The 26,924-nt window shown below is 40.1% G+C and carries 19 protein-coding genes; 8 read left to right on the top strand and 11 right to left on the bottom strand.

All coding sequences use genetic code 11. From position 1 onward, the window contains the following. Positions 1-426: 426 nt before the first annotated feature. The 9 genes from NXS00_RS18830 to NXS00_RS18790 form a co-directional block, all read right to left on the bottom strand. Positions 427-747 carry a hypothetical protein gene (locus NXS00_RS18830; RefSeq protein WP_258100811.1) on the bottom strand — a complete coding sequence of 107 codons (321 nt, stop codon included), beginning with the start codon at positions 745-747 and terminating at the stop codon, positions 427-429. Between the two features lie 114 nt (positions 748-861). Further along, on the bottom strand, positions 862-1,419 hold the full coding sequence (locus NXS00_RS18825) for a hypothetical protein (protein WP_258100810.1): 558 nt from the start codon (positions 1,417-1,419) through the stop codon (positions 862-864). A gap of 130 nt (positions 1,420-1,549) precedes the next feature. Beyond that, positions 1,550-2,140, bottom strand: coding sequence for a hypothetical protein (locus NXS00_RS18820; protein WP_258100809.1), 591 nt, complete (start codon positions 2,138-2,140; stop codon positions 1,550-1,552). A 140-nt stretch (positions 2,141-2,280) separates the two neighbouring features. Next, entirely contained in the window at positions 2,281-2,766 is a 486-nt protein-coding gene (locus NXS00_RS18815) for an RNA polymerase sigma factor (RefSeq protein ID WP_258100808.1), read from the bottom strand. Further along, on the bottom strand, positions 2,767-3,600 hold the full coding sequence (locus NXS00_RS18810; protein ID WP_258100807.1) for an alpha/beta fold hydrolase: 834 nt from the start codon (positions 3,598-3,600) through the stop codon (positions 2,767-2,769). It lies immediately after the preceding gene. Between the two features lie 89 nt (positions 3,601-3,689). After that, entirely contained in the window at positions 3,690-4,082 is a 393-nt protein-coding gene (locus NXS00_RS18805; RefSeq protein WP_258100806.1) for a PIN domain-containing protein, read from the bottom strand. Next, complete coding sequence (locus NXS00_RS18800; protein ID WP_258100805.1) at positions 4,079-4,273, bottom strand: type II toxin-antitoxin system VapB family antitoxin; 195 nt, start codon at positions 4,271-4,273, stop codon at positions 4,079-4,081. Before NXS00_RS18800 ends, NXS00_RS18805 begins: the two co-directional genes overlap by 4 nt. Positions 4,274-4,505: 232 nt before the next feature. Beyond that, positions 4,506-7,268, bottom strand: coding sequence for a TonB-dependent receptor domain-containing protein (locus NXS00_RS18795; protein ID WP_258100804.1), 2,763 nt, complete (start codon positions 7,266-7,268; stop codon positions 4,506-4,508). A 3-nt stretch (positions 7,269-7,271) separates the two neighbouring features. After that, complete coding sequence (locus tag NXS00_RS18790; RefSeq protein WP_258100803.1) at positions 7,272-8,012, bottom strand: GLPGLI family protein; 741 nt, start codon at positions 8,010-8,012, stop codon at positions 7,272-7,274. Between the two features lie 155 nt (positions 8,013-8,167). Here NXS00_RS18790 and NXS00_RS18785 point away from each other — a divergent pair, with 155 nt between their 5' ends. From NXS00_RS18785 to NXS00_RS18750, 8 genes are all read left to right on the top strand, one after another. After that, positions 8,168-10,564, top strand: coding sequence for a glycoside hydrolase family 127 protein (locus NXS00_RS18785; RefSeq protein ID WP_258100802.1), 2,397 nt, complete (start codon positions 8,168-8,170; stop codon positions 10,562-10,564). Next, on the top strand, positions 10,545-12,890 hold the full coding sequence (locus NXS00_RS18780; protein WP_258100801.1) for a glycoside hydrolase family 127 protein: 2,346 nt from the start codon (positions 10,545-10,547) through the stop codon (positions 12,888-12,890). Before NXS00_RS18785 ends, NXS00_RS18780 begins: the two co-directional genes overlap by 20 nt. A gap of 123 nt (positions 12,891-13,013) precedes the next feature. Beyond that, positions 13,014-13,346, top strand: coding sequence for a PadR family transcriptional regulator (locus NXS00_RS18775; protein WP_258100800.1), 333 nt, complete (start codon positions 13,014-13,016; stop codon positions 13,344-13,346). A 72-nt stretch (positions 13,347-13,418) separates the two neighbouring features. Next, the gene (locus tag NXS00_RS18770) at positions 13,419-16,049 is read left to right on the top strand and encodes an ABC transporter permease (RefSeq protein ID WP_258100799.1); all 2,631 of its coding nucleotides are present in this window, start codon (positions 13,419-13,421) and stop codon (positions 16,047-16,049) included. Continuing rightward, positions 16,042-18,621, top strand: a complete 2,580-nt coding sequence (locus tag NXS00_RS18765; protein ID WP_258100798.1) for an ABC transporter permease — start codon at positions 16,042-16,044, stop codon at positions 18,619-18,621. Before NXS00_RS18770 ends, NXS00_RS18765 begins: the two co-directional genes overlap by 8 nt. Beyond that, positions 18,614-21,094, top strand: a complete 2,481-nt coding sequence (locus tag NXS00_RS18760) for an FtsX-like permease family protein (RefSeq protein ID WP_258100797.1) — start codon at positions 18,614-18,616, stop codon at positions 21,092-21,094. Before NXS00_RS18765 ends, NXS00_RS18760 begins: the two co-directional genes overlap by 8 nt. Before the next feature lie 128 nt (positions 21,095-21,222). Then, positions 21,223-21,558, top strand: coding sequence for a PadR family transcriptional regulator (locus tag NXS00_RS18755; RefSeq protein WP_258100796.1), 336 nt, complete (start codon positions 21,223-21,225; stop codon positions 21,556-21,558). After that, positions 21,551-24,277, top strand: a complete 2,727-nt coding sequence (locus NXS00_RS18750; protein WP_258100795.1) for an ABC transporter permease — start codon at positions 21,551-21,553, stop codon at positions 24,275-24,277. Before NXS00_RS18755 ends, NXS00_RS18750 begins: the two co-directional genes overlap by 8 nt. Here NXS00_RS18750 and NXS00_RS18745 read toward each other — a convergent pair whose 3' ends face one another. Both NXS00_RS18745 and NXS00_RS18740 read right to left on the bottom strand, forming a co-directional pair. Next, positions 24,278-24,925, bottom strand: coding sequence for a response regulator (locus tag NXS00_RS18745; RefSeq protein WP_258100794.1), 648 nt, complete (start codon positions 24,923-24,925; stop codon positions 24,278-24,280). Further along, positions 24,918-26,843 carry a tetratricopeptide repeat-containing sensor histidine kinase gene (locus NXS00_RS18740; protein ID WP_506530937.1) on the bottom strand — a complete coding sequence of 642 codons (1,926 nt, stop codon included), beginning with the start codon at positions 26,841-26,843 and terminating at the stop codon, positions 24,918-24,920. Before NXS00_RS18740 ends, NXS00_RS18745 begins: the two co-directional genes overlap by 8 nt. Between the last annotated feature and the right edge of the window lie 81 nt (positions 26,844-26,924).

The following is a 26,924-nucleotide window of genomic DNA, read 5'->3' as shown; positions in this document are numbered from 1 at the left end:
TATTAAATGAAATAGCCTGCTTCTGAAGAGAAAGCAGGCTACTTTATATTAGAAAACGATATCGTGAATACAGGGTATTGGTATTACTCGACCACTTTGGAGAATTACACTCTTCATGGTTACGGCCCAAATATTGTCTTCAAGACTTATTAGATCACCTTCGTCGCTTTCAAAAATAAGCCTACAAGGTGCTTGTTTTAGTTTTCCTAATTCCATTCCTCGGTTCAGGTCTATCCATCGTTGCCTAATAGCTTCTTTGGAATTGAGAACCTCATTATTGGTAAATTGGTAGTTAGCCAATTGCGTTGTGTCTATGTGCAAAGGGCGTACCTTTCCCACATATAATTGAGATTGCATTGTTAGTAATTTTAAGATAGTAATAATGAAACAACTTGGCAGTGATCATTAATGAGTAACTATCTTGTCTTACTCATAGAAAACCCATTGACAATGGAGTAGGTAGATCTTTGGGGCATCGATTGTGGCTGATGCCTGTACAATGTTATAAGATTGGTAAGTCGGTTTTGGTAAGAAGGATTGCTCTTCCTTAACCGGGTGGACAAACTGAAAGCAGGTCGTTTTGATGAGGTGTCGCTCCTCCGTTTTGACTTCCTCTTCCTCTACCGTTTGTGCCGCAAATGCAGATGAGAACGTTAAGACAAACGATAACGATAGTATTCCAAATAGCCTGAGAAAAACCGGCATCTGGTCAAAGTATCTGTTATATATGTTCTTGTTGATCTGCATTATTCCTTCCTAACGAATACTAATAGTATTAGGTTGTGTGACAAATGTAACCGGCAACTATTGATTTTAGGTGGTATTGAGCGCTTATTTCGACCAATTTAGTCGAATCCAGGGTTAAGGGCTTGGATTGGTTACTTCGAATGACTGATTATAATACAAGAAAGCTGCCTGCACGTCTTGTTTTTTGTTCAGGTCAAATCCCTGGTTTTTAATACGCAGTGACATCCATTTCTCGTCGTTACCAAATAAGCCAAGAAAATCTTTTTTACCTTCAACCTCTCGGATTTTTCCATTCTTTTCAAAGAAATACCCTGAATACTGCTTGTGGGTGTAGGTATCTTTTTCAATTCCTTCTTTGTAGTAAATGGTAATGTGGCCATATGCGATGACCTCCATCAAGTAGAAGTTGTCATCAAGCTCATACCCTTTATAGGTAAGTTTTCCATCAATGAGTACTTCTTTGATGTCACGTGCACTGATGATTTTCATGGAGTTGCCTTGAGTAAGTAAGACCTGGTTTAGATCCTTATTTACATCGATGGCACCACTTAATTTATCGGAATGAGTCACAACAATGCCTTCTGCTTTTGTATCTGCATCAAATGTTTGGGCACAAAGGGGTAGGGTGAGGGTCAATGAGGCAAAAATCCATAGGTATTCTATTGCTTTCATTTTAAGAGCTCTTGGTTGGGATAGCAAATGAAAGCATGAGAGGTATCACTACCAATGACAAAAAGCCTTCTTGATGCAAGCATAAAGAAGGCTTAACTCTAAAGTGTGAGTTGTTAAGAATACATTAAGTTCAAGCTTCTGATAAGGAGTTTTGCAACTCGGTGATTTGCTTTAAATCACGCATTTCCTGAACGACTCCTCTTCGGATGATCACAAACAGTACAACGCCGATGACCAAATAACTTCCATCCATCATCCACATCCAGAATGTGCTGAAATACTTCGAAAACTCTGGTGTCAAGGCATAAAAGCCAATGGTGTAAAGTGCGATAATTGTGATGGTTACCGGACCATGGATCTTTTTTCTGTAAGCGTAAAAGTTTCTGGCTTGCTCAGCAGATTCATTGCTTGCCGCAGCATAATCGATGTTATTTGCTTTTTGATGACTTACCAGTTCGATGATGATTCTAACAATCAATCCTCCGATCATTAGCCCAATACCTATTCGGCTCAAGATTTCCTGCATTGGAGCAACGAAGTAAAAGAAGGCTGCTAATCCTATGAATACCAATCCGAGGATAATAGCATTCCAGATATGGGCCGTTTTAGACTTGCTGTAATTCGCTTTTACGGTTTGGAGCATGTCTGGTTTTGAAGGAGTTGGATGCTCCTGTTTGGCTGCTTTCCAGCTATTTTTTAGTTGATCGAAATTATCTTCCATGTTCATTTCTTTTAAAGTTCAAAGAATTTCGTTTTGTTAAGTATTTCTATCGATTACCCTTTTATTCCCTAAAGGGATCAATTTCTGCTCCCTTCAGGGTAGGGGCAAATCTTGAGTGACCTGTGAAATTCTTTGATTCATTATTTTGACTTCAATATCTTATTTAGTTGTTGTTTGGCTCGGGAGATCTTCACTCGTAGATTTCCTTCGGTAATACCGGTGATTTCTGCGATCTCCGCATAAGGTAGTTCGTCTAAAACCAGCATGATGATGATCCGATCCAGCTCTTTGAGTTGGCCAATGGCCTGATAGAGCTCATTGTAATTTTTATCAGTGGAGGGTTCATCCGCAATCACCGTATGTTCCTGATCAAGACCTGCTGTTTGCTTGTTTTTGTTTTTTCGGATATGAAGCAAACAAGTGTTCACGCAGATTCTGTAGATCCAGGTTTTGGGAGAGGATCGTTCCTCGAATTTTGGCAAGGCTTTCCATAGATTCATGAACGTTTCCTGTACCAGGTCATTCGTCAGATCCTGATCTCCTCTGGAGTAACCAAGACATAGGCTGTACACCATGTCCTGGTACTCTGAGTAATAGGTTTCAAATCGTTGGTTGAGATCCTGCATTTAGTCTAGAAAGTTATTGACTTCCTGGTAGAACCACTCTGGTTGGTCAAACATGATGAAATGTTTGCTGCCAGAAGCGATCTTGATTTCTTTGTTTTCCAGTTGTGAAAACTGGGATTCGAAATTGGGAAGAGTCACTTCTTTTGATGGGAAATCAGCGCCAAGTACCAGGGTTTCTGCTTTAATGTTGGCAAGTTTATCTCTCAAATCTAGTTTCAACAATTCCGTATAGCCATAGACATAGGTCTTGCGGTCAGATTGAAGGATGTAGTTGATGAGCTCCTGATGTCTATCAGTCTGATTACTCATTCCCATAGCCATATATCCCGCAGTTACCGCCAGAGCTGAATCACTTGCGGCCATCATTTGCTGATTGTATGGATTATCAAAAGAGATCTGCTCCACAGGTACTTGAGGCATCACTATTTCTTTGATGTTTGGGAGGGCATCTACCAACACCATTTTGCTGATCTGTTTAGGAAGTTTGGCTGCCAAGTCGATCGCTAGCATCCCGCCCATGCTGTGACCTATGATGATGACATTCTTTAGCTTTTTAGTTTCGATGTAGTTAGCAATCTCGTCCGCTAGTGTCCCGTACCACGGCAGCTCAATTGCAGGAACGTCTCCAAAGCCAGCATAAGTAAACTGATGCGTCTGGTAGGTTGGTTCCAGATTCGAAATAGTGTTGTCCCAAACTTCTCCCGGACAGGTAAATCCTGGAAGGAAGATAATTGCCTGACCTTTGCCAGAGACTTTCACTTCGTAGGCTTTGCTCTGAGCAAAACCAAGATGAGCGAATACGATAAGGATAGTTAAGTAAAAAAATCGTTTCATTTTCTAAGTTTTTATTGCTTAGATACAGCGACTCGATTTTTGTTACAGCTAGGGGGATTTTTTTTAGTAGAGGATATGAAAACTCAAACTTATGACTCAATAATGTCGAATTGGAAGGTTTGTTGCATTAAATGGAAATGCTTGTCCAGTGTCATAAGAGTTAGTTTTTCTTGTATCACTTGTTGTAAAATGATGAGGTCTGGGATGCCTACCTTGTTAATTCCTGATTTAAGATTCGATAGTTGATATTTTCTGATGATATCCCAGTCTATGTTTAGAGGAATACGCTGCAGATGAAGTAGACTCTCAATGACCTCTTGATGGCCCAGCTGCTCTAGAGATGGCAATAGTTCTGTTAAGATCAATTCGTTAGTGCATACCAAATCCTCATTAATTAAATCCTCGAGCCGTGAAGAGTTGCCATTTCTGAAAAAATCTATCCAGATAGAAGAATCAACTAAGACCTGATATTTTTTACTCATTTTCGATCTCTGGTGATGTCCAAATCAATATCTAGATCAATTTTTCCCTTGAATGAAAGTAATTTCATGCGTTTGTGTCTGTTGATTTGCTCAGTTAATGCCTTTTTAATCAATTCACTTTTGGTTTTTGCTCCAGAGATCTTCATCGCTTCATCGATAAGTTCTTCTGGAATGTCTAAGGTTGTTCGCATAATTAGTTGTGTCTATATGCATATAAATATACATAAGAATAGTTTAGTTCCGGGGATTCAACTCTAATTCATACAGAGAAGGATCATTATGGAACCTGAGGAGACGTCATTCCCCGAATCACTTAAGAATATAATAATTTGAAGGCTGATCGTGGTGTGATTCTAGGGGAATCTTTTTTTCTATTAGACTCCCTCAGAATCAACAATAATTTGCCTTAATATGTAAAAGAAATCACCTACCTCGCTCAAAATGAATTCCTCCACCTTTAAAGGCAGACAAACTATAAGTAAAACTCATCAGGAAATATCTACCAAGAGAATTCACACGTTCTTCTTGTATATAATTCGCTGCACTGGATTGATCCACACCAATGTTTTGGTTGAGTAAATCAAACGCCACTAGTTTCAGTTCACCTCGATCTCCTTTGAGAATGAACCGCGAAAGTTCCGCTCGCCACAAGGTCCTATTGGGTTGAGTGCTGAAGTCCTCCGAGGAATAGGTCAAGCGATCAATCGAACTTTTAATGATCCATTTTATTCCAAGGTTGACTGACAAATCCACAAAGTGATCATAATTGGTAAAGCCCTGGTCATAGAGTTCACTTTCGGAGTAGCTGGTTGTGTTCAATTGTACCTTGCTGCCAACTACCAAATCAAAATGTTCCTTGCTTCGATTCTCTACTTTGAAAGTCATGGAGTGATCCCATCGATTGGCGATATTCTCCACATTGTTCAAATAAACAAAACCTTCATTGTAGGTGATCTGATGACGAATGTTGTATTTGATTTTTAGTGGTTTGATTGGTCTTCCAAAATTCCACGAACCAGTCAATAACAGATCATAATCGGTGTTAATAGGTTGAGAGTATTGCACCAAATTATCATCGATGCTTGATGCGGTAACAATCTTATTGTTGGTATAAACACCCTGAACAAAAGCGAAGAAATTGGTAAACGAAAATTGATCAAACCAAATGAAATTCAGACTGGCTTCATGTGCATATTCGGGATTCAAATTTGGATTTCCCTGGTAAATTCTCAGTGGATCATTGTTGTTCACTGTTGGCTGAAGTTGCTGCAGTGATGGCTCCTTTAGATTGGTTCGATAAGAGAACTTAATGTCTTTTCCGTTTCCAAACTCATATCCAGCTCGAGCATTTGGCAAGAATCGATTGAATTCCTGCTGTACAGTTACCGACTCTGGGGTAATCTCTCCGGTCAATTCACTTGTTTGATACTTCACTCCCGCTGCCAGACTAAATTTCTTTTTATTGAAGTTGTAACCGGCACTGTAAACTTCATATACATAGTCTTTTGTGAACGAGCGAGAAAGTGCTGCATTGTATACTCGTTCATTGTTGATAAGGTCATAGTAATCACTAATTACGCCATTATTGAAGTTTCTTCGCACCACTTGAAAATCCAGGTAGTTATAGGTGCTCAAAGGCTCGGTATAACTCAGTTGTCCTGAATAGTTCAATACATTATTGTCAGAGATTTGATCCTGAATCAATGTAGTTCTAATGGTGGAATCTGGATAGAACACATCACTTATAGCTAAAATGTCACTGCGGTTATTCGTATTCCCAAAAGTTGTTTCCAGGCTTCCTGAAATAGTTCTGCCAGCTTTTTTAAACTTCTTTCGATACGATCCAGTGAGATTAATGGAATAATCATCACCGGTAGATTCTGAGCTGCCGATTGTCTGATTTTGAATGGATTCTCCTCGATAATTGCTGTTTTCATTCTCAATCAGATACCTTCTGTCAATTATTCCAATATTGGTCTTTAAAGTGATGTCCTGACTCGGATCAAGCTCATATTTTAAACGGGTACTTAAGTTGTGATTGAAATTCCGGTTGTCCTGATTGGAAGTTGATTTACTGCTGTACTGTGAGCCATCCTCCAGAAAATTGGTTCGATTCACTTGTCGCTGTACATCTCCAACCGATGAGCTGAAAATGTAATTGGATCTCAACTCTAGTTTTTTACCAAAATCCCTGTTGAAATTGATGCCGGTGGCAGTGCTGGTTATAACTCCATCCTGACCACTGTTCCCTACGGAGATTCCATTAGGGACTTCCAGAGAAAAGGATCCTCCTCCAGAGCTGAATCCACCTCCTCCGGCAAAACTCAGATAATCACCAATGGTAAATCCTGGCTGGTTGATGTTGTTGTAGTTTCCAATGTAGGAAAGTTGACTTTGTGCATTGAATCGATTGATATTGGCTTTCGCCTGGAACCGATTATCTGTTCCATAAGCTCCGGTGATTTTGCCAAAAGTCCCATCTTTCTTGTCTTCTTTGAGTGCCAGGTTGATGGTTTTTTGTTCGTTGCCATCATCTATCCCAGCAAACTCTGCAAACTCCGATTTTTTATCGAAGACCTGTACTTTGTCAATGGCATCGGCAGGTAGGTTTTTGGTGGCCATTTTCGGATCATTACCGAAAAACTCCTTACCATCTACTAGTACCTTTTGCACCTTTTCGCCTTGTGCTTTTATGGTCCCATCGCGTTGTACTTCCATTCCAGGAAGTCGCTTCAGGAGCTCCTCAACTGATGCATTGGGATTGGTTTTAAATGCCTGTGCATCGTATTCAATAGTGTCCTGCTTCAGTGTAATGGGAATGCGCTCACTTCCAACTACTACTTCAGAGAGTACCTGATCTTTGGGAGACATTTTTTTCGGTTGCAAAACATACGGTTCGGGTGTTTGATCAGTGATGGATAGCTGTTGAGTCAAAGGTTCATAGCCAATAAATGATCCTACCAGTACATAATCTCCTTTCGGAGCTTTTTCCATTGAGAAGTTGCCTTCCGAGTCTGTCACGCTAAACGCTACCATTACAGAATCACTTTGATTCTGAAGTGTGACGGTAGCTCCTACCAGACCTTCGTTGTTTTCGTCCAGTAGCTTTCCTTGAATGGCCACTCGCTGGGATAAGGCAGAGGTACTTAACCCAAGGAGGAGCAATCCCCATAAATGAAGACGCATGAATTAGTTTTCTATCGTCTGGATGAAAACGCCGCCTTTACCACCAAACTGTGCACGCATTTCAGCGAGTTTCTCTGCTCTGATTTGCTCAAATTCTTCGTCAGAAACCTTCTTTCCTTTACTAGGAGCGATGATCTCTTCATTCATTTCTCCCAGAGTAATTTCTTTGGCAGTGATCACGCGTTGAAGATCAGGAATTTCTACTTCGAGAATCATTCCAGGTAATTGTCCGAATTTATCAGGACCGTTTTTTACAGGAATTTGTGGAGCAAACCAGGCAATAACTTCCATGGTGTCGAGGGTAGTGGTAGCTTTTTGTACCGTATAGTTCAGTACCTTCTTTTGCTCAGGAGCGATTTTCCATTGGAAAGCTTTCAAGTCTCCTTTCATTAGGAAAGTGCGATCAAGGAAATCACGTTTTTCGACTTTATTTCCTTTGTTCAGGTTCTTGTAGTACTCATCTTCGGGAATGTCATTTTTGATTTCCAGATGGAATCCTTCGGACTTCACTTCGTTGACCACAGGCTCTTGCGGAATGGTCTTGTAAATGGACTCATCACCTTTGAATAAGAGAATTTTGTTCGCCACATTTTCTGTTGGCATTTCAAACCCTTCGGGCAATTCCATGCCTTCCGGGAAGTTGATTTCCATTTGAGTCACTTCGTCATAGATGATCTTTCCAGACTGTTGTGCGTTAGCTGTAATTCCTAGTAAAATGAGAGTGGATAGTAATAATTGCTTCATAATTAGATAGTTAAATTGGTTTAGCTACTAATCGGAAGTCAGGTGTTAAAAGGTTCTTAATGAAAGTTAAAGAGTGTTAAGCGCACAATAAAAGTGGAATTGTGATCAAACGGTCAAGTTTGTTAAATTGTACAATCAACACTTAATTCCCTGTGATGCGATTTTTTACTATCCTATTGTTGAGTTACCTGGTAGTTACATCATGTTCTCAACCCACTACAGAAAAGCCTGTTTCTGGTTATCCAATAAGTCCTGTGTCCTTTCAGTCAGTAGAAGTATTGGATGATTTTTGGTCAAAAAAGATCAGAACCAATCATGATGTTACTATCCCGATAGCTGTTCAAAAAAGTCAGGAATCTGGTAGAATCAAGAATTTTAAAATAGCCGGAGGTTTGGCAGAAGGAGGATTCTGTTCGATCTACCCATTTGATGATTCAGACATTTATAAAATCATAGAAGCGGCTAGTTATAGCTTGCAAACTTTTCCGGATCCGGCAATGGAAGTAATGATCGATTCACTGATTGACTTCATTGCAGCAGCGCAGGAGCCAGACGGGTATCTCTATACTAATCGTACCATTGGAAAACCATTGCACGAATGGGCTGGGAATGAGCGATGGGAATTGGTGCATGACTTGAGCCATGAACTGTATAACCTGGGACATATGTATGAAGCAGCTGTGGCACATTATGAAGCCACGGGCAAGCGTTCGTTACTTGAGATTGCTATCAAAAGCGCAGATTTGGTAGATGATGTTTTCGGTCCTAACAAATTAGAAGACTATCCTGGACATCAGGAAATCGAGATTGGTTTGGTGAAATTATATCGGGCAACGGGTGATGAGAAATATCTAAATCTGGCCAAATTCTTCCTGGACGTACGAGGAAAGCCAGGTGTAGGTCAGCCTAAAACGTATGACCAGTCACACATTCCTGTGGTGGATCAACGAGAGGCAGTGGGGCATTCAGTGCGAGCTACTTATATGTGGACTGCCATGGCGGATATTGCCGCGATCACCGGAGATACCACCTACACTGCAGCCATCAAGGCCATATGGAATGACGTGGTTGGAACCAAATACTATATCAATGGTGGAATAGGTGCTACTGGCAATCATGAAGGGTTTGATGATCCGTTTGTATTGCCGAATATGACGGCATACTGTGAAACCTGTGCAGGGGTAGGGAATGCGCTTTGGAATCATCGCATGTTCTTGATGACAGGGGAGAGCAAATACATTGATGTGCTCGAGCGCACGATGTACAACAATATTTTGGACGGTGTTTCCTTGTCAGGTGATCATTTTTTCTACCCAAACCCATTGGCTTCTAATGGTCAGCATGCGAGAAGCGAATGGTTTGGATGTGCCTGCTGTCCTCCAAATGTTTCGAGGTTTTTACCTTCCATGCCTGGCTACATTTATGCGCAAAAAGGAAATGACTTATATGTGAACCTGTATGTTTCCAGTCAAACTACATTTCTGACAGATATCAGCGAAGTTGAGATTAGTCAGCAAAGTGGATTTCCCTGGCAAGGAAATGTTGAGTTACGAGTTAAATCTGAAAAAGAATCCAACGCAACCATTCATTTACGAGTGCCTGGTTATGTAAATGGTCAGCCAGCTCCGTGTGGATTGTATAGCTATCTCAATGAGACAAAACCTTCTATAGAATTATCGGTCAATGGACAAGCACAAGAATTTGAAGTGGATAAGGCTGGGTATATCCAATTGGAAAAATCTTGGAAAGATGATCTCATTCAAATCAAGTTTCCATTTGAAGTCCATAAAATAAAGGCGCGACCTGAAGTTACTGCTGACTTAGAGAAATATGCTGTAGAAAGAGGGCCACTGCTTTACTGTGTGGAATGGCCTGATGTGCCAAACGGGAAAGCTTTGGGACAGGTGTTTGATGAAAATCAAACCTGGAGTCCTGTTCAATCACAAAAATTAGGAGGAATAATCGCTCTTTCAGGAGAAAGCAAAACAGTTCGAAAAACGTTAGACGGTCAGGTGGCAGCTGAGGGAACTCAAACCGTGCAACTAATTCCATATCATCTATGGAACAACAGAGGAGCAGGTGAAATGAGCGTTTGGTTGCCTTATACTCAAGATGCTGTGACTCCAGTTCCTGCTCCAACTATCGTTTACCAAAGCGATATCACTACATCAGAAAATAAGAGATCTTATGCTATAAAGGATCAATTGCTTCCATCTAGTTCATCCGATCAGACGAATTCTATTATTCATTGGTGGCCCAAAAAGGATACGACAGAATGGGTTCAGTTTGATTTCGATCAGGTGAAATCCATCTCTGGAGTTAAAGTTTATTGGTTTGATGATGGACCAGATGGAGGATGTCGAATTCCAGCTAGTTGGGTGGTGAAGTATAAAAAAGATGATTCCTGGCTACCTGTTCAGACCAAGTATGATGTCAAGAAAGACGAATGGAATCGAGTTGATTTTAAATCTTTAAAAACGAAATCGGTTCGCCTTGAACTTCAATTACCTAAAGAATATGCCAGTGGAATTCATGAAGTTGAAATTTTTTAATCTATGCTGCCCGATAGTTGCAGCCCTAATAATTGGATGTTCGCCTACTAAGAATGAGAATTCATCCGATCAAATTTTTGAGGTCCGATCGGCATCATTAGAGAAGGTTAGAATATTGGATGGACCCTTTCAGAATGCCTTGAATCTGAATAAACAGAGTTTGTTGGCTTATGAGCCTGATCGGCTGTTGGCTAACTTTCGAAAAGCGGCTGGATTAGAGCCTAAGGCTGATCATTATGAAGGTTGGGAAGCAGAAACTATATCTGGGCACTCGTTGGGTCATTATTTGAGTGGATGTGCATTGATGTATGCCTCCACGGACGATGAGCGTTTTAAGGAACGAGTTACTTATATAGTGAACGAATTGAAAGTGTGTCAGGAAGCAGATGGTGATGGATTTATTGGGGCATTTCCAGATGGTAAACGAATATTGGAGGAAGAAGTGGCTAAAGGAAATATTCGTTCTCAGGGATTTGATTTGAATGGGATTTGGGTGCCCTGGTACAATGAACATAAAACCCTAGCTGGTTTACGCGATGCATATCACTATTGTGGCAATACGCAAGCTTTAGAGGTTGCTAAAAAACTAGCCAACTGGATAGCAACAATTGTAAATCCCTTGACTAACGATCAAATTCAAACAATGCTTGCTTGCGAATTTGGAGGTATTCACGAACCGCTGGCAGATTTGTATGCCGATACAGGAGATACCACATTTTTAGCTCTTACCAGGAAATTTCACGATGATGATATCATAGATCCTTTAGCTCAAGGAGAAGATATTTTACCTGGGAAGCATGGAAACACGCAGATTCCAAAGCTGATTGCATCGGCAAGACTGTATGAACTGACTGGAGATCAAAATGAAAAACATGCCGCTGAATTTTTCTGGTCTACAGTGGTCAATCACCATAGTTATGTGACTGGTGGACATGGTAATCACGAATATTTCGGCCCAGAAGACCAATTGACCAATCGCTTGAGTGATGAGACCACTGAGACATGTAATGTTTACAACATGCTGAAGCTTTCAGGGCATTTGTTTGAGTGGCAACCACAGGCAGAAATAGCTGATTATTATGAGCGCGCATTATTCAATCACATTCTGTCATCTCAACATCCAGAAACCGGAAGAGTGATTTACAACTTATCCTTAGAGATGGGAGGGAAGAAGGCCTATGAGGATCCTTTATGGTTTACTTGCTGTGTAGGGACAGGTATGGAAACACACAGCAAATATGGTCAACATCTTTATTTTCTAGGCGACCAGTCCTTGTATGTAAGTCAGTATGTGGCGTCTGAACTGAATTGGGAAGAAATGGGAGTTGTGGTAAAACAAATCACCGCCTATCCTGAGGAGCAGGGAACAACACTGGAATTGTCAATTGATTCACCTACAGCGTTTACCCTCAATTTGCGGTATCCAAAATGGGCCGAAAATGGTATGAAACTATTGATCAATGGAGAACTACAAGAAGTTAAGGGTGAGCCAGGAAGTTTCGTTTCTGTTAACCGAACATGGGAAGATGGAGATCGAGTAGAAGTAAAGCTACCTTTTACGCTAAGAATGGAGCAAATGCCAGATGACTCCAGTAGAGTAGCTCTGTTTTATGGACCAGTGGTGTTAGCAGGAGATATTGGTCCGGATACGTTGGAGATGTCTTATGAGCCTGGAAATGTGCCAGTGCTTTTGGCGCAAACACGAAATCCATCAGATTGGCTAATGCCTTTGAATGAGCCAAATACCTTCAAAACCAACCAGGTGGGTTATCCAAGAGATGTCTTGCTAAAGCCATTTTATAAGACTCATGATCGACGCTACACGGTTTATTTTGATTTGTTCAATGACGAGGAGTGGAAAGCCTTCCAATCAGAATATGAACAAAAACAGATTGAAAAACAGCAATTAGAGGCTTTGACCTTTGACTTCTTTCAGCCTGGAGAAATGCAGCCCGAGAGAGATCATTCCTTCGCCGGAGATAGTATTTACGTGATTGATTTCCGAAATAGAAAAGGACGAGTAGCCAATCGAGGTGGATGGTTTGGTATGGAAATGAAGGTGAAACCGAAATCGGCAATGGATCTTACCGTTGAATATTGGGGTGGGTTTACCGGATCTAAAACCTTTGATATTGTAGTAGATGATCAGGTCATTTCCACCGAGAATATTTCTGGAAAAGCCGATGGTCAATTCATACAAGTGACCTATTCCATTCCTGAAGGTTTAACACAAGACAAGGAAAAAGTACAGGTTGATTTCAAACCACATATTGGCAATAGAGCAGGGCCGATCTTCGGCGTTCGTACGGTAGAGCGCAAAAAGTAACCGCTTCTAAATCATTCAAATTGAGCTTTGAGCAATGGTTTTGTATTAAAAACTACAATTAAGGTAAAAATATTTTGGACTTGATGAAACATATTAACTACGTTTAAGGTAAATATATTCATCATGGGAAAATATCAACTCGGAGAATTTGAAGAAGTGGTCATGCTGACCGTAGCCATCCTGCAAGGAGATGCTTACGGAATTAGCATCATTGAGGAGATGGAGAAACGCCTGGATCGCAAAGTGAGCATTGGTTCACTCCAGACAGTGCTGCGTCGGTTAGAGAAGAAAGGGTATTTGAAATCTGAGTTTGGAGAAGCAACGGCTGTAAGAGGAGGAAAGCGTAAACGTTTTTTTGCCTTGACACAACATGGTCAAACAATCCTTCGCGAAACCAAAGAGCAACGACTAGGCCTTTGGAATGCTATTCCTGATTTTGCATTGGATAAAAGGTAACGACAAACAATTTTACTCCCCTCCCGATGACTATCGGGACTAAAGGGAGGACTTTTGATTCGATGATTAAAAATGGAAAAGAACCATAAATATCCACCCAAATACTTACTTATCCTCTTCCGATGGTTTTGCCATCCGGATTTTGTGGAGGACATAGAAGGAGACTTGCTGGAGCGCTTTGAATACAAGCGCGGTGAGAAAGGTTTATCCAGAGCGCGGTGGTTCTTTTTTCTAGAAATACTCAAACTACTCAGGCCGGGACTTATTCGGCCACTATTTAGGACTAACTCAATACTACCAAACGCAATGATCAAAAACTACATCAAAATCGCCTTTAGAAACATGGTGAGGCACAAGGCCTTTTCGGTGCTCAATGTCGCAGGACTCTCTGTAGGAATAGCATGCAGCATTCTTATCATGATTTATGTTCAGAATGAACTGTCATATGATAAATACAACGAAAAATATGAAAGAACTTATCGGGTTTTAGGTGCTTATGGTAATCCATCAGTGCCCTCGAGTTTTGAGTATCAAGTTTGGGGCTGTGCGCCTGTGGGTCCGGCTCTAAAGCAAGAATTTCCTCAGGTTGAAGATGTATTTCGATTTACTAGTGCTGAGCCATGGCTCATCGCTACGGGAGATAAGAAATTTCAGGAAGAAAACATCGTATTTGCAGACTCCACGGCATTTGATGTTTTTAGTTGGAAGATGATGAAGGGAAATCCAGAGACTGCCCTGGTTCGTCCAAACACCATTGTTTTTACTGAAAGTCTGGCAAAGAAGTACTTTGGAGATGAGAATCCTGTTGGTCAAACAGTGATCATGGAAAATAAGGATCCTTTTGAAGTGACAGGTGTCATGGAAGATATTCCTTCCAATTCTCATTTTTCCTTCGATGCGATGATCTCTATGAGTACGTTTCAGAGCAGAAGACCAAGCGTGTTTACTACGTGGGATTACGTGGATTTTTATACCTACTTCACGATTAAACCTGAAACTGATATAGCCAGTATAATTTCACAAATTCCTCAAGTGCTTGAGAACCATGCAGGTAATGCAAAGAATTATTACAACTTCCAGATAGAGCCTGTTTCTGATGCTTATTTATATTCTGACGCATTGCGTCAGCCGGGACCAACAGGTAGCCTTTCCAATATCTACATGTTTTTGACAGTAGCTGTATTTGTATTGCTAATAGCATGTATCAACTTTATGAATTTATCTACCGCCAGAGCTGTAGAACGTGCTAAAGAAGTTGCCATTCGCAAGGTTATAGGTTCCTTCAGGACTACTTTGATTGCTCAGTTCCTTATAGAATCCATGGTGATTGTTTTATTATCAGGAATATTGGCCTTGTTTACGGTGATTTTGTCAGTGCCGTTTCTAGAGGTTATATCTGGGAAAGAGCTGTCAGTTGAGTGGTTGATGTCACCTCAGTTTATTGGAATATTCATAGGAGGTATTTTATTGGTAGGCATATTGTCAGGAAGTTATCCGGCTTTGGTATTGTCTAACTTCAAACCAGCTAAAGTTCTCAAAGGAGCATTCAAAACTTCCTCTTCTGGGACGTTACTGCGTCAGTCATTGGTTGTTGTACAGTTTGCTTTGTCGATCATATTGCTGGTTGGTACTACAGTAGTATTTACTCAATTAGATTTTATACGAAACTATGAACTGGGTTATGATTCTCAACAAATGTTGGTGGTGGATTATGGTTGGGATCCGAAAGTACAAAAGCATTTGAAATACATTAAAAATGAGCTGTTAAAAAACGAACATGTAGAAGCAGTAGCGGCATCTCGTGCTGTTCCTGGATTCTTCTTTCCTGATGCAGGTACCAAAATAGAAAATGAACAGGGAGAAATGATCATGCGTTCACCAGCTATTTATGAAATAGATGATGACTTTATTCCAACATATAAAATGGAAATCGTAGCAGGAAGGAATTTCTCCCGAGACTTTCCTGCCGATTCGGCCAATTCGTTAATTGTGAATGAGGCTGCGGCCAAACTATATGGCTATCCCAATCCAGAGGATATCATTGGAAAGCAATTTGATCAATGGAATAGGACAGGTCATGTAGTGGGTGTGGTGAAAGACTTCAATTATGTATCCCTTCATGACCGAATTGAGCCCTTATCCCTGCGATACTCTACAGCGGAGACAACTTCAATGTTGTCTTTAAGGCTGAAATCAAATGACATAAGCAAAGCATTGGCGTCTATTGACAGCCAATGGCAGGAATTGGTACCTCAAAGACCTATGGTCAGTTACTTTCTTGACCAAAATTTTAATGATCAGTATGAAGCAGATGATCGGTTTGGATCTGTATTTAGTGTGTTCTCAGGTATTGCCATGTTTATCGCTTGTTTGGGTTTACTTGGCCTAACCATATATAGCACGGCTCAGCGCGCAAAGGAGATCGGTATAAGAAAGGTTCTTGGGGCATCCGTTGGCCAAATTGTGAGGTTGTTGTCCATGAGTTTTGTCAAGCTCTTCTTAATAGCTCTTTGTGTAGCAGTGCCACTTTCCTGGTACGTAATGAATGAATGGCTTCAAAACTTTGCTTACAGCATCAGCATTGGTTGGGGAGTGTTTGCCATGGCAGCAATGATCACATTGGTGGTATCATTGATCACCATGAGTTTCAAAACTGTAAGTGTAGCAGTAGCCAATCCTGTGAAATCACTAAAGGATGAATAAAAATCCTTCGCCACCGAAATTTCTGATCAGCTTCTTCCGATGGTTTTGTCACCCAGACTATGTGGAAGACATAGAGGGGGATTTGTTGGAGCGATATGATCGGCAACCATCTAATTGGATATTTTTCTTAGAAGTGATTAAGCTTTTACGATTTGGTTTGATACACAAATCATCGTTAATTCCTCGCTTGCGTCTTATGGATACACTTCTGAATGATGTCAAAATAGCCTACAGAAATTTGAAAAAGCACAAGACCTATGTGCTGATCAATATGTTAGGGATGGGATTTGCTTTGGCTTGTTGTCTGGTGAGTTTTCTTAACCTTGATTATAAACTTCGGTTTGATGAATATCATCAGCCGGTGTCTGAAAATGTCTATCGAGTCAATACTACAAGGGTATCACAAGACGGAAAAGAAGACTGGGGATTGTCACCAGTTGCTTTAGGGAATGTGCTTCAAGATGAGGTTCCGGGCGTTAGTAAGTTTGCGAGGCTAAATGTTGGGTCTGGGATTGTAAAATCCAATGGAAAATCCTTTAGTGAGAAAATCCATTTAGCTGATATGTCTCTGATTGAAATGCTCAATTTCCCTTTGGTTTATGGAAGTATCTCCAATTTGAAAGGAAGGAATGCTGTCGTGCTAAGTAGAAATACAGCACAAAAATATTTCAATGACCTGGACCCTGTAGGTAAAGAAATACAGATCTATATCGGCGATCAAAAACATCTATTTACTGTAGGAGCTGTCACACAAACGGTACCAGAGAATACGAGCATTTTGTTTGATGTACTGATGCCTTTTGATAGGATTTATAATGCTGGGCAGGACTGGACCTCCAATGAACAGATTTCTATTTTTCTTGAGCTGGCAGATAAAACATCACCAGGGCAAGTGAGTGAAACGCTATCCTCTTATGCGAAGAGTTTTAACGAAGGTGCGGATAGGCAATTCACTGCTTCAAAGTTTTATTTACAGCCATTTTCAGAGCTTGCACTTACTTCGGATATTGATTTGCCAAACTGGGTAAGAGGAAGAATGCTCAATCGAAATGCTGTTGGATTTCTTGTTGGAATCACCTCTATCTTGTCTTTGCTCATTCTAATAACGGCTAGCTTTAATTTCACGAATACGGCCATTGCTTTTTCTGGAAATCGATTGAAAGAAATAGGTGTCAGGAAGGTCATTGGCGGCACGCGTACTCAGCTGATCGGTCAACTATTAATAGAGAATATGCTTCTCTGCCTGATAAGTGTTGTAGTAGCTTTTATCATTGCTCATTACCTGATTATTGCCTACAATGGTCTTTTTGAGCAAACATTAGACTTGAGATATGCATTGGAAATAAGAGTATTGAGTTTTATCGTTGGGTTTCCACTTTTGGTGGGAGTACTTTCCGGAATATATCCATCCATTAAGATTAGCAAATACCAACCAGTTCAAATTCTGAAAGGCAAGACCAGTGTCATGAAAATGGGGTGGCTAACCAGGTCTTTGCTGGTGGGACAGTTTATTGTGGCATGTTTTGCTATTGTTGGAGCCATTGTATTAACACAAAATGCCGACTATCAGCAGCAACTTGATTTTGGATATGGATTGCATGAGGTGCAGGTGATTGCTGTAAATCAGAGTGACCAGCAAAACGAGCTGATTAAAGCCTTAAAGCAAACTCCTATCCTTAATAACATAGCTGGGTCCTCTCAAATAATTGGACAATCTACAGAAGTAACGATTAGGAAAGAAAAAGAAGATTTGGGGTATGATGCTCAGGAGTTGAGTGTAGGGGTCAATTATCTTGAAACGGTGGGAATAGAATTGATTCAAGGGAGAGGTTTACAAGGAGTTAGTGATCAAGAGAATGTAGTTATCAACGAAAAACTAGCTGCTGAACTAGGTTACACTGATCCTATAGGTAAGGATGTGTTAATTGGTGAGGTAACTTTTACTGTAGTTGGTATTGTTAAAAACCACAAGGAGTTTGGGTTAACACAGGAAGAGCCTGCTTGTATTTTCACTTATGCTTCACCCTTACAATTTCAATACATCAGTACATCGAGTAATGAAAACGCATCTGAAGTACTGAGTACATTAGAGCAGGTCTGGTATCAAATAAATCCAAATCAACCATTTAACGGATTTGGGCAGTCTATGATGATTTATAAACAGCTGCATATCAACTCAATCATCCGTAATCTGTGTTTGTTTTTGGCCATTGCTACCATGATTATGTCTGCTGCGGGATTTTATTCCATTGTTTCGCTAAGCGTTCAAAAACGCACAAAGGAAGTTGGGATCAGAAAAATATTTGGAGCTACAATGAGCCATATGATTCGTCTCATTCTTAAGGACTTTGTGGTTTACATTTTTGCAGCATTTATCGTTGGATGCGTTTTAGCAACCCTCCTCATAGAAGGGGTGCTGTTCGGACATTTCTATGCTTATCACATGCAGTTAGGGTTGGCTTCATTTGCAATGGCCCTATCAATTATGGTTTTAGTTCCTGGACTTACTGTAGGCTTAAAGGTGTTCAAAGCAGCTTCGGCTAATCCTGTCAATACGCTGAGAGATGAATAAAAAGCCTTCGCCACCAAAATATCTACTTAGCTTCTTCCGCTGGTTTTGTCATCCGGACTATGTGGAAGACATAGAGGGCGATTTGCTGGAAAGGTTTGAGATTAACCCGTCAAGGTGGAGATTTTCTTTGGAGGTCTTAAGGTTATTCAGACCAGGACTATTAAAGCCACTATTAACTAATAAATCAATGCTACTACCCATTTTTAAAGACCAGGTTAGGAGTTCTTTTCGAATTCTATGGAGACAAAAGATCTATTCTGCCTTAATCATTGGCAGTTTAGTAGTAGGATTGACGTTAATTCATTTGTTACTTTCTTTTCTGACCAAAGCATCTGATGTAGACAACTACTTAACTAGCAAGTCAGAAGTATTTAGAATATTAATAGATGATTTTATTGATCCCAATAGTGACGCTTGGATGTCTTCTATTCCAGATGATGCTACATCATACCTAAGAAGTGATTGTCCTGAGTATGCCAATTCGTGTCGCATTAGTAAAAGTGAAATCACCTCAATTGCAGCATCTTCTAATGATTTTTTGGAACCCTTAGTTATCGCTGTTGATACTAATTTTCTATCTTTTTTCGAATTGGAACTTCAGAATACAAGTGATGAGTCTCCTCTTGAAAAAAATGAAATCATACTTTCATCGGAAATGGCCTTTCGAATGTTTTATTCAAAAAATCCAGTGGGTCAGATAGTTGAGGTGAATGAAAGAGGAAGCAAGATGTCTTTTGTTGTATCTGGAGTAATTGATATCTCTTCTTACAATTCTGGACTAAAGTTTGATGCAGTAGTCCCTATTCCAGAAACAATTACTCAATCCGTATTTTACGTTAAGCAATCAAAAGCTTCTTTAAATGAATCACTAATTAATAGGGGTAAGGAGATAACTGCGCAAACAGATTATGAATGTCGTTTGCATTTGCAGTCACTTGAAGAAGTTCATTTCGATGCAGATCATTCCTGGAGTTTCAATCATTACACATCACCAACTATATATTTTATAGGCTGGAGTATTGTAATTCTTGTGTTGATTGTAATCGTTTTTAATTTCACCAATCTATTCTTATTGTCATCTTATAGAAGAAGAAAAGAACTAGGCATAAAGCAAGTTTTCGGTGTTGGGGCTATGGTACTGCGAAGGTCTGTCATGATTGATGTAGGTGTCTTTATGGTCATCGGGTCATTTGTTGCAATCTTTATTAGTTCTTTGCTACTGCCTCAGACAAACCAGTGGTTGGAAATTAATCTAAAACCAAATGATCTTTTTAATTATAAAGTCGTGGCATGTTGGTCTGGTGTGATGCTGATTTTGATAATAGTTATCGGAGTTCTTGCTTATGAAAAGTTAAAAAAGTCCAGTCCTTTAAAGCTATTGAATAAGGGCAAAAGTATAAGTTCTCGAATGGCCAGGCTATTCCTGGTTCCACAATTCATGATTTCCATTTCCTTAATAATTTGTAGCCTAATCATAGTTGATCAAATCAATTATGTGAAAGACCGTCCAATGGGTATGGAAAAGGATTTACTTGTATTTGAAGTAGCCATTAGGGATTCCAGAAGTAAAATGAGTTTGCTGAAAACAGAAATACTTTCTCAACGAATTGTAGAAAATGCCTCCTTGACTTATGGAGCACCCGTTGGAGGAGGTGTATGGTTTTATCATATCGATGGATTTCAATCCGAGATATTAAGAATAACCGGAGATAAGGATTATTTATCTACGGTTGGTATTACTCTTCCAAATGAGATGGTTAGGAATGGATACTATATCAATGAAACATTGGCACAGAAATTAGGTTGGCAAAGCGCCGATGATGGGAAGATTCCAAAATTAGATGAGCCTGCTCTTGGTATAGTTGACGATTTTGTGAACGCTTCTGCTTATAGCTCTATCAAACCTGCCATAATTGAGATCGGGGACAAGGATAATTATTATCGAATTATCCTGAATTATTCTGGTAAGAATAGGAAAGATGTACTGGAGCAAGTTGAGAACGTCTGGAATGAGATCCTTCCAAATGATCCTATGATTTACTATTCTACCTACGAAAAGTTTTTAAAGTATCATCAGGATGACTTGAAGTTATTGAAAATTGTTAATGCTTTTTCAAGAGCAACCATTATTATAGTTTTATTTGGGTTAATAGCTCTTTCCTGGGGGGTGATTCAAGCCAGAACTAAAGAAGTAGGCATACGAAAAGTAATTGGAGCAAACACTTATCAAATAGTATTCTTACTCTCCAAGACGTTTATGGGGTGGGTTGTGATTGCCTTTATATTGGCAATTCCTGTAGCTTTTTGGGTTAGTCAGTCATGGTTGGAAAATTTCGTATATCGCATAGACATGCCTTATCACATATTTGCTATAGTAGGAATGTTGGCAGGATTGATTTCTTTCGGGATCGTTGGTTCCCATGCATATTGGGCCTCACGAGTTAACCCAACCAAATGCTTGAGAGATGAGTAAACAGTCTTTTCTTCATGAAATAATACAGTAATCTCTAATGGTTTGAATTAAAAATTCCTATTATTTCTATTTCTTTTACAACTTAAATAGAAATACTTCCGTACATTAGTTTTACAAATTCAATAGTAATGGGAAGAACCAATTTCTTAGGAGAGTTTGAGGAGCTCATCCTCACAGTAGTCTTGATCCTCAATGATGATGCCTATGGAAACACCATCGTTAGTGCGATCAAAGAGCATCAAAACCGCGAGGTAAACCTGAGTTCAGTGCACATCACCCTTTACCGATTGGAGGAAAAAGGATTTCTACAATCAGATATGGGAGGTGCTACTCAGGCCAGAGGAGGAAGGCGCAAGCGCTATTTTAGAATCACCAATGCTGGGAAAGCACTTCTTCAGGAAATGAAAGATGCTCGAACCAGTCTGTGGGAGCTCACACCCCAACTCAAATTTTCTCATGAATAATCAGAGACCCCCAGGACTTTTTATCTGGTTTTTCCAGTGGTATTGTCGCAAAAATCTGCAGGAATTCATTCTGGGAGATCTGGAGGAGCAATTTGAGCAAGATGTAGAGGACTTTGGGGCAACCAAAGCCAGGCGACGATTTGCCTGGAATGTGATCCGGTTCTTCAGACCAGGAATCGTACGCCCAATTTTTGGATCAATTAAACTCAATAATACAGGTATGTTCAAAAACATGATGACGCTGGCTTGGCGCAATGCGCTGAGGCAGAAACAATTCACCTTAATCAACCTTTTTGGTCTCACACTCGGCATAGCAGCTTGTTTGATGATTAGTCTCTATGTCTACGATGAGCTGAACTACGATAAATTTCATACAAAAGCAGATCGGATCTACCGTGTCAATCAACCTAGTATCTGGGGTGACTGGGACGAGATGATTGCCAGCACCGGACCTAATGTGGCTACCGCACTGCGGGAAGAAGTACCTGAATTTGAGGAGGTAACTAGAGTGATGCAAATTGGCTCTTTGGTGGTTACTCCGGATCAAAAGCAGACGATTTTTAAAGAGGATCGGATCTTTGGAGCTGAAGACAATTTCTTTAAGCTATTCGGTTTCACTCTACTCCATGGAAATGCGCAAACTGCTTTTTCTCAGCCGAACAGTATTGTTTTGACAGAGGAAACAGCTTCGAGGTATTTCGGTGATGACGCTGTGATGGCTGATTTAGTGAATCAAACTGTCGAAATCAAAGAATGGGATGGTAAATGGAAGTCCTTTAAAATAGTCGGGATATTGAAGAATATTCCAGAACAGTCTCACTTGCAATTTGATATGCTGGCTTCTATGTCTAGTTATCAAGATCAGATGGATATGAATGGATGGAAGTGGATCTGGAACATATTTGGGACGTATGTTTTGGTAAAACCTAATGTCGATGTTGCTCAGTTAGAAAAACGAATTCAGGGACTCCCTGCCAAGTGGGCTGCCCCAACTACCGAAAGAATATTCAATCAAACCGTAGAGGAATTCACCAAGGGACATCCATGGACTTTGGAACTACAATCATTAGGTACGGTATACAGTGACGGTAGTCCAGCTGATCATGGATTAGGGCCAACAGGAAATCCTTTGTTCATTAAAATATTCACAGCCATAGGTGTTTTGGTGCTGTTATTGTCAGCAATCAACTTCATGAACTTATCAACGGCACGATCTACAGGTAGAGCTAAGGAAGTAGGTGTGAGGAAAGTATTGGGTTCTGCCAGGACCATTTTGGTTAATCAATTCATTTTAGAATCCATCATGTACGTGGCGTTGGCTTCTCTGTTGGGAATAGGTTTGGTCTTTCTTTCTGTGGACTGGTTCAATATGCTCACATTCAAAGAAATGGATTTAGTGGACTTGCTTAGTCAACCGACCGTCATATTGGCAATTCTTGCTTTTATACTGATCGTGGGAGGTTTAGCTGGCTTCTATCCTGCCATGGTGATTTCTGCTTTCAAACCTGTGCAAGCGCTGAAAGGTCACTCAGGTCATGCCATAGGAGGAAAGTGGGTGAGAAATGGATTGGTTGTTTTTCAGTTTACAGTCTCCATTGCACTCATCATTTGTGCTGCTTTTGTTCAGAAACAATTAAAATATGTCTCCAATCTCGACCTGGGAATGGATAAAGAGAATGTGCTACAGATTCACAATATTGAGCAATTTGGGTTCGAGACTGAACAATTGAAATCACAGTTGGAGTCAATACCTGCTTTTACTAAAGTTGGAAAGTCTTTCGGTCTTCCTCCAAACATCTTATCAGGAGATCGATACATGGCGGCAGAAGTCAATAGTGAAGTCGTTCAAATGAATAACGTTCGATTGGAAGGTGATTATTTGGACCTTTTGCATGTAGAGTTTGTCGAGGGTAGAAACTATGACTCCTCAAGGCCAGCAGATAAGTACAAGGTCATTATCAATGAATCTGCAGTGAAAGTACTGGGGTGGTCTGATGAAGCCGAGATTGTAGGGAAGAAAATCGCTTTGGCATCCGGAGATGAAGATGAGTTTGAAGTGATTGGAGTGGTCAAGGATTTCAATATCCACAGTGCCAAATCTAATATCTCCCCTTTAGTCATGATTAATCACAAAAATGATCAGGTTTGGGATTACGGTGCAGGATTGAGTTTTTTTTCACTTAAGTTAAATGAGTCTAGAGTGCAATCATCCGCTCTGCTAATGGAGGTAATTCAGCAAGTTGAGGAAGTATTGGCATCTGCAGATGCTACAGTTCCGTTCGAATATAGTTTTATGGATCAGGAGTTTGAGAGAGCTTTCTTATTTGAACAGCGAATGGGGGTAGTTCTAAGTGTTTTCACCGCTTTGGCTCTAGTGATTGGATGCCTAGGATTATTTGGTTTAGCTGCTTTTGCAGCGGACAGAAGAGTGAAAGAATTAGGCATTAGAAAAGTGCTGGGAGCCAGCATCACCGAGCTTTGGGTGTCTTTCTCTTCAGAGTTCTCCTCGCTGCTAATTGTTGCAGTACTGATTGCAGGCCCACTATCATGGTATTGTGTGGATCAATGGTTGGCGAATTTTGCCTATAGAACTACCATTGACTGGTGGGTATTTGCTGTTGCGATTATAGGAGCCTTCATGGTAGCCATAGCAACGATCACTTATCAATCTCTAAAAGTTGCCTATAAAAATCCAGTGAATTCATTGAGGGATGAATAACTACAGTTCTTCAATTACATGACGTTGTTCAATGGCCCAAATGGAAAGGCTATTTGGCTGCTTGGCAATGTCTAATTTGGTGATAATGTTGCTGCGATGCTTCTCTACAGTCCGTTCGGATATGTGAAGCATCTCAGCAATGGTTTGTGACCCCAGGGAATCAGCAATGAGTTTTAATATTTTTAATTCTGACGGTGACAGCTGCTGTAATTTTTGAGTAATCAGGTCTGAACTAGCGACTTCTTCACTGATTGAAGGGCTGTAATAAAACTTATTGTAATAGACTTGTTCCAAGCATTTATAGATCTCTGTGGTGGTGTCTTCTTTCAAGATATATCCGCTGATATTGAGTGCTTTGGCTTTTGCTACAAACTTGTATTCTTTGTGATAGGATAAGATAATTACCTTAGTATCAATACCTCGTTTTTTACATTCCTCGGCTACAGCTAGGCCGGAAAGGTAAGGCATTTCAATATCCAAAATGGCTAGATCTGGTTTGTGCTGAATGATGGCTTCCAAAGCGCTGGTTCCATTGGAGCAGGTATTAATTTGTTTGAAATGATAATGCTCTAAAGTGTCTTTGAGTCCTTGTAATAATAAAGGATGATCATCGGCAATTACCAAACTAAGCTCAGACGGTTCAAACATGTTGGGTCGGTTTGTTTACGTGCAAAATAACGCTTGTTCCTTTTCCTTTAGTTGAATCCACCAGAATCTTTCCATTGAGTAGTTGGGTGCGTTCTTTTAGCGTTTTCATACCCAGCCCTTGCAAGGAGCTCGCATCAGATGTCAGGTCAAATCCCACGCCATAGTCGGTGATTTCTAATCTGACAAGCGTGGATTGGTTTTCTATTTTTATAAGTGCGGATTTGGTTTTAGAATGCTTAATTAAGTTGTTAATTGACTCCTGAAAAATTCGGTAAATCTGAAGTTCTTGATCCTTGTCAAAGAGGCTGTCGATATTATCAACCTCATATGATAAGAATATATCGGTGTGCTTATCAAGCTCTTCCAATTGCTTTTCTATACTGGCTGTTAGGCCAATTTTATCCAATGTAGAAGGATGCAAGGCTTTGGAGATCGATCGCACTTCCTCGAGAGCTTTACTGACCATATCGGCGGTTGTGTTGTCACTATGTAATGAGACCTTATTTTTAATGAGTATCAGGCTTTGACCAACGGAATCATGCAAGTCTTGTGAAATGCGTTTGCGCTCGTGTTCGTGTGCAAGTAACAATTGCTGAGTAAACTCTTTTTCCATTCTCTTTGATTTAATGGCAAATCGATAAGATCTGAAAAGGAAAATGGAGATAAATACGAGAATCAGACCGATCGAGATGGTCCAGGTCAGTTTACTTTTAAAAGCATTTGCAGCATTTGCAAGTTTTAGTTCACCTTCTTGTTGTGCTATTGTTAGATCTTTTTGATTCGTTTCATAGATTGTTTGGAGTTGCTTAATTTGTCGTGATTTCTCTATGTCAAGAATCGAATCTTTTACTGTGTTAAACTCTTGTAAGGCAGAGTAAGCTTTGTTGTAGTTTCCCACCGTTTCATAGGCTTCAGCAAGTCTACCAAGCACACGTTGACTTACTTCTATATTAGGATGATCTTTTAAAAATTCGAGAGCTTCTTCTCCTGCCTCAATGGCTTTGGTCATTTGGTTATTGTCCTGGTAGATTTTTTGATAATTGCCATAAGTGTAAGTCAGTGACCTGGAGTTGTTGATGGCTTTTTTCATCTCAAATGACTTGTCAAGATAGGCAAGCGCCTGAGGGAATTTTCCTTGTTCTGAGTACATTAGAGAGATGTTTCCATACAAAATGGCCACGCTTTCCCAATCCTCTTTGATGGTGAAAAGAGCCATGGCTCTCTCTGATAATTCTATTCCTTCTTTGAGTTTCCCTCTTTTTTGGGCCAATAAGCCAAGATTTAGGTAGTCTGAAGCTATGTAAATAGTGTCTTTTAATATCAAATCAATATGCAAAGCCTGGTTAAGGTACTTTTCGGCATTTTCATAATCATTAAGAGACCAATACAGGTAACCAAGATTTCCACTTACGATCCCAATACCTGTGCTATCTCCTATTTCGTATCTCAAATTGAGAGATTTTAAAAAGCAGTCAATAGCCTTGGGCATATTGGACAATGATCGATGAACACGTGCTATGAAGTTCCAGCTCTTGGCTTCAGATTGTTTGTTGTGGTTTTGAATAGCTTCATCCAATGCTTTCTGATGATAGGAAAGTGCTTGATCATACATTCCTTTTTCATGGTAGTGATACCCTATGTTGTTCAGGCTCTTAATTTCACCTTCCAGATAGTTGACCTTCTGGCTAATCTGAAGCCCTTTCTGAGCATAGAATAGACTGGAATCAATAGCGATTCTTTCAAACTCATCACAAATTTCATTGTATAGATTTACCTGATCTGTAAGGCTGGCAGTTGACAGTTTCTCCTTCAAAGTAGAAATGCGGGTGTTTCCGGCAGGTACTTGCGCTGAATGGCAGTTCTGGTGTATTGAAAAAAATACGAGAATTAAAAATATCCACTTACAGGAATAGGGCATAGGTGGTTTATCTATTGATAAGGTTGGTTGGGAAAAATTACGGAGAATTTATTCATAAAGTATCGAATCAAAGTCTTTTAC

Source organism: Marinoscillum pacificum (assembly GCF_024714495.1).
GTDB classification, from domain to species: Bacteria; Bacteroidota; Bacteroidia; order Cytophagales; family Cyclobacteriaceae; genus Marinoscillum; species Marinoscillum pacificum.
This window is presented reverse-complemented; position numbering and strand designations above follow the sequence as displayed.

Excerpts from the sequence above, each read along its gene's own strand:
- NXS00_RS18815 (WP_258100808.1), bottom strand. The coding sequence starts at position 2,766 with ATGCAGGATCTCAACCAACGATTTGAAACCTATTACTCAGAGTACCAG.
- NXS00_RS18825 (WP_258100810.1), bottom strand. The coding sequence starts at position 1,419 with ATGAAAGCAATAGAATACCTATGGATTTTTGCCTCATTGACCCTCACC.
- NXS00_RS18810 (WP_258100807.1), bottom strand. The coding sequence starts at position 3,600 with ATGAAACGATTTTTTTACTTAACTATCCTTATCGTATTCGCTCATCTT.
- NXS00_RS18785 (WP_258100802.1), top strand. The coding sequence starts at position 8,168 with ATGCGATTTTTTACTATCCTATTGTTGAGTTACCTGGTAGTTACATCA.
- NXS00_RS18745 (WP_258100794.1), bottom strand. The coding sequence starts at position 24,925 with ATGTTTGAACCGTCTGAGCTTAGTTTGGTAATTGCCGATGATCATCCT.
- NXS00_RS18800 (WP_258100805.1), bottom strand. The coding sequence starts at position 4,273 with ATGCGAACAACCTTAGACATTCCAGAAGAACTTATCGATGAAGCGATG.
- NXS00_RS18790 (WP_258100803.1), bottom strand. The coding sequence starts at position 8,012 with ATGAAGCAATTATTACTATCCACTCTCATTTTACTAGGAATTACAGCT.
- NXS00_RS18820 (WP_258100809.1), bottom strand. The coding sequence starts at position 2,140 with ATGGAAGATAATTTCGATCAACTAAAAAATAGCTGGAAAGCAGCCAAA.
- NXS00_RS18760 (WP_258100797.1), top strand. The coding sequence starts at position 18,614 with ATGAATAAAAAGCCTTCGCCACCAAAATATCTACTTAGCTTCTTCCGC.
- NXS00_RS18775 (WP_258100800.1), top strand. The coding sequence starts at position 13,014 with ATGGGAAAATATCAACTCGGAGAATTTGAAGAAGTGGTCATGCTGACC.
- NXS00_RS18805 (WP_258100806.1), bottom strand. The coding sequence starts at position 4,082 with ATGAGTAAAAAATATCAGGTCTTAGTTGATTCTTCTATCTGGATAGAT.
- NXS00_RS18780 (WP_258100801.1), top strand. The coding sequence starts at position 10,545 with ATGAAGTTGAAATTTTTTAATCTATGCTGCCCGATAGTTGCAGCCCTA.
- NXS00_RS18795 (WP_258100804.1), bottom strand. The coding sequence starts at position 7,268 with ATGCGTCTTCATTTATGGGGATTGCTCCTCCTTGGGTTAAGTACCTCT.
- NXS00_RS18740 (WP_506530937.1), bottom strand. The coding sequence starts at position 26,843 with ATGCCCTATTCCTGTAAGTGGATATTTTTAATTCTCGTATTTTTTTCA.
- NXS00_RS18765 (WP_258100798.1), top strand. The coding sequence starts at position 16,042 with ATGAATAAAAATCCTTCGCCACCGAAATTTCTGATCAGCTTCTTCCGA.
- NXS00_RS18830 (WP_258100811.1), bottom strand. The coding sequence starts at position 747 with ATGCAGATCAACAAGAACATATATAACAGATACTTTGACCAGATGCCG.
- NXS00_RS18755 (WP_258100796.1), top strand. The coding sequence starts at position 21,223 with ATGGGAAGAACCAATTTCTTAGGAGAGTTTGAGGAGCTCATCCTCACA.
- NXS00_RS18770 (WP_258100799.1), top strand. The coding sequence starts at position 13,419 with ATGGAAAAGAACCATAAATATCCACCCAAATACTTACTTATCCTCTTC.
- NXS00_RS18750 (WP_258100795.1), top strand. The coding sequence starts at position 21,551 with ATGAATAATCAGAGACCCCCAGGACTTTTTATCTGGTTTTTCCAGTGG.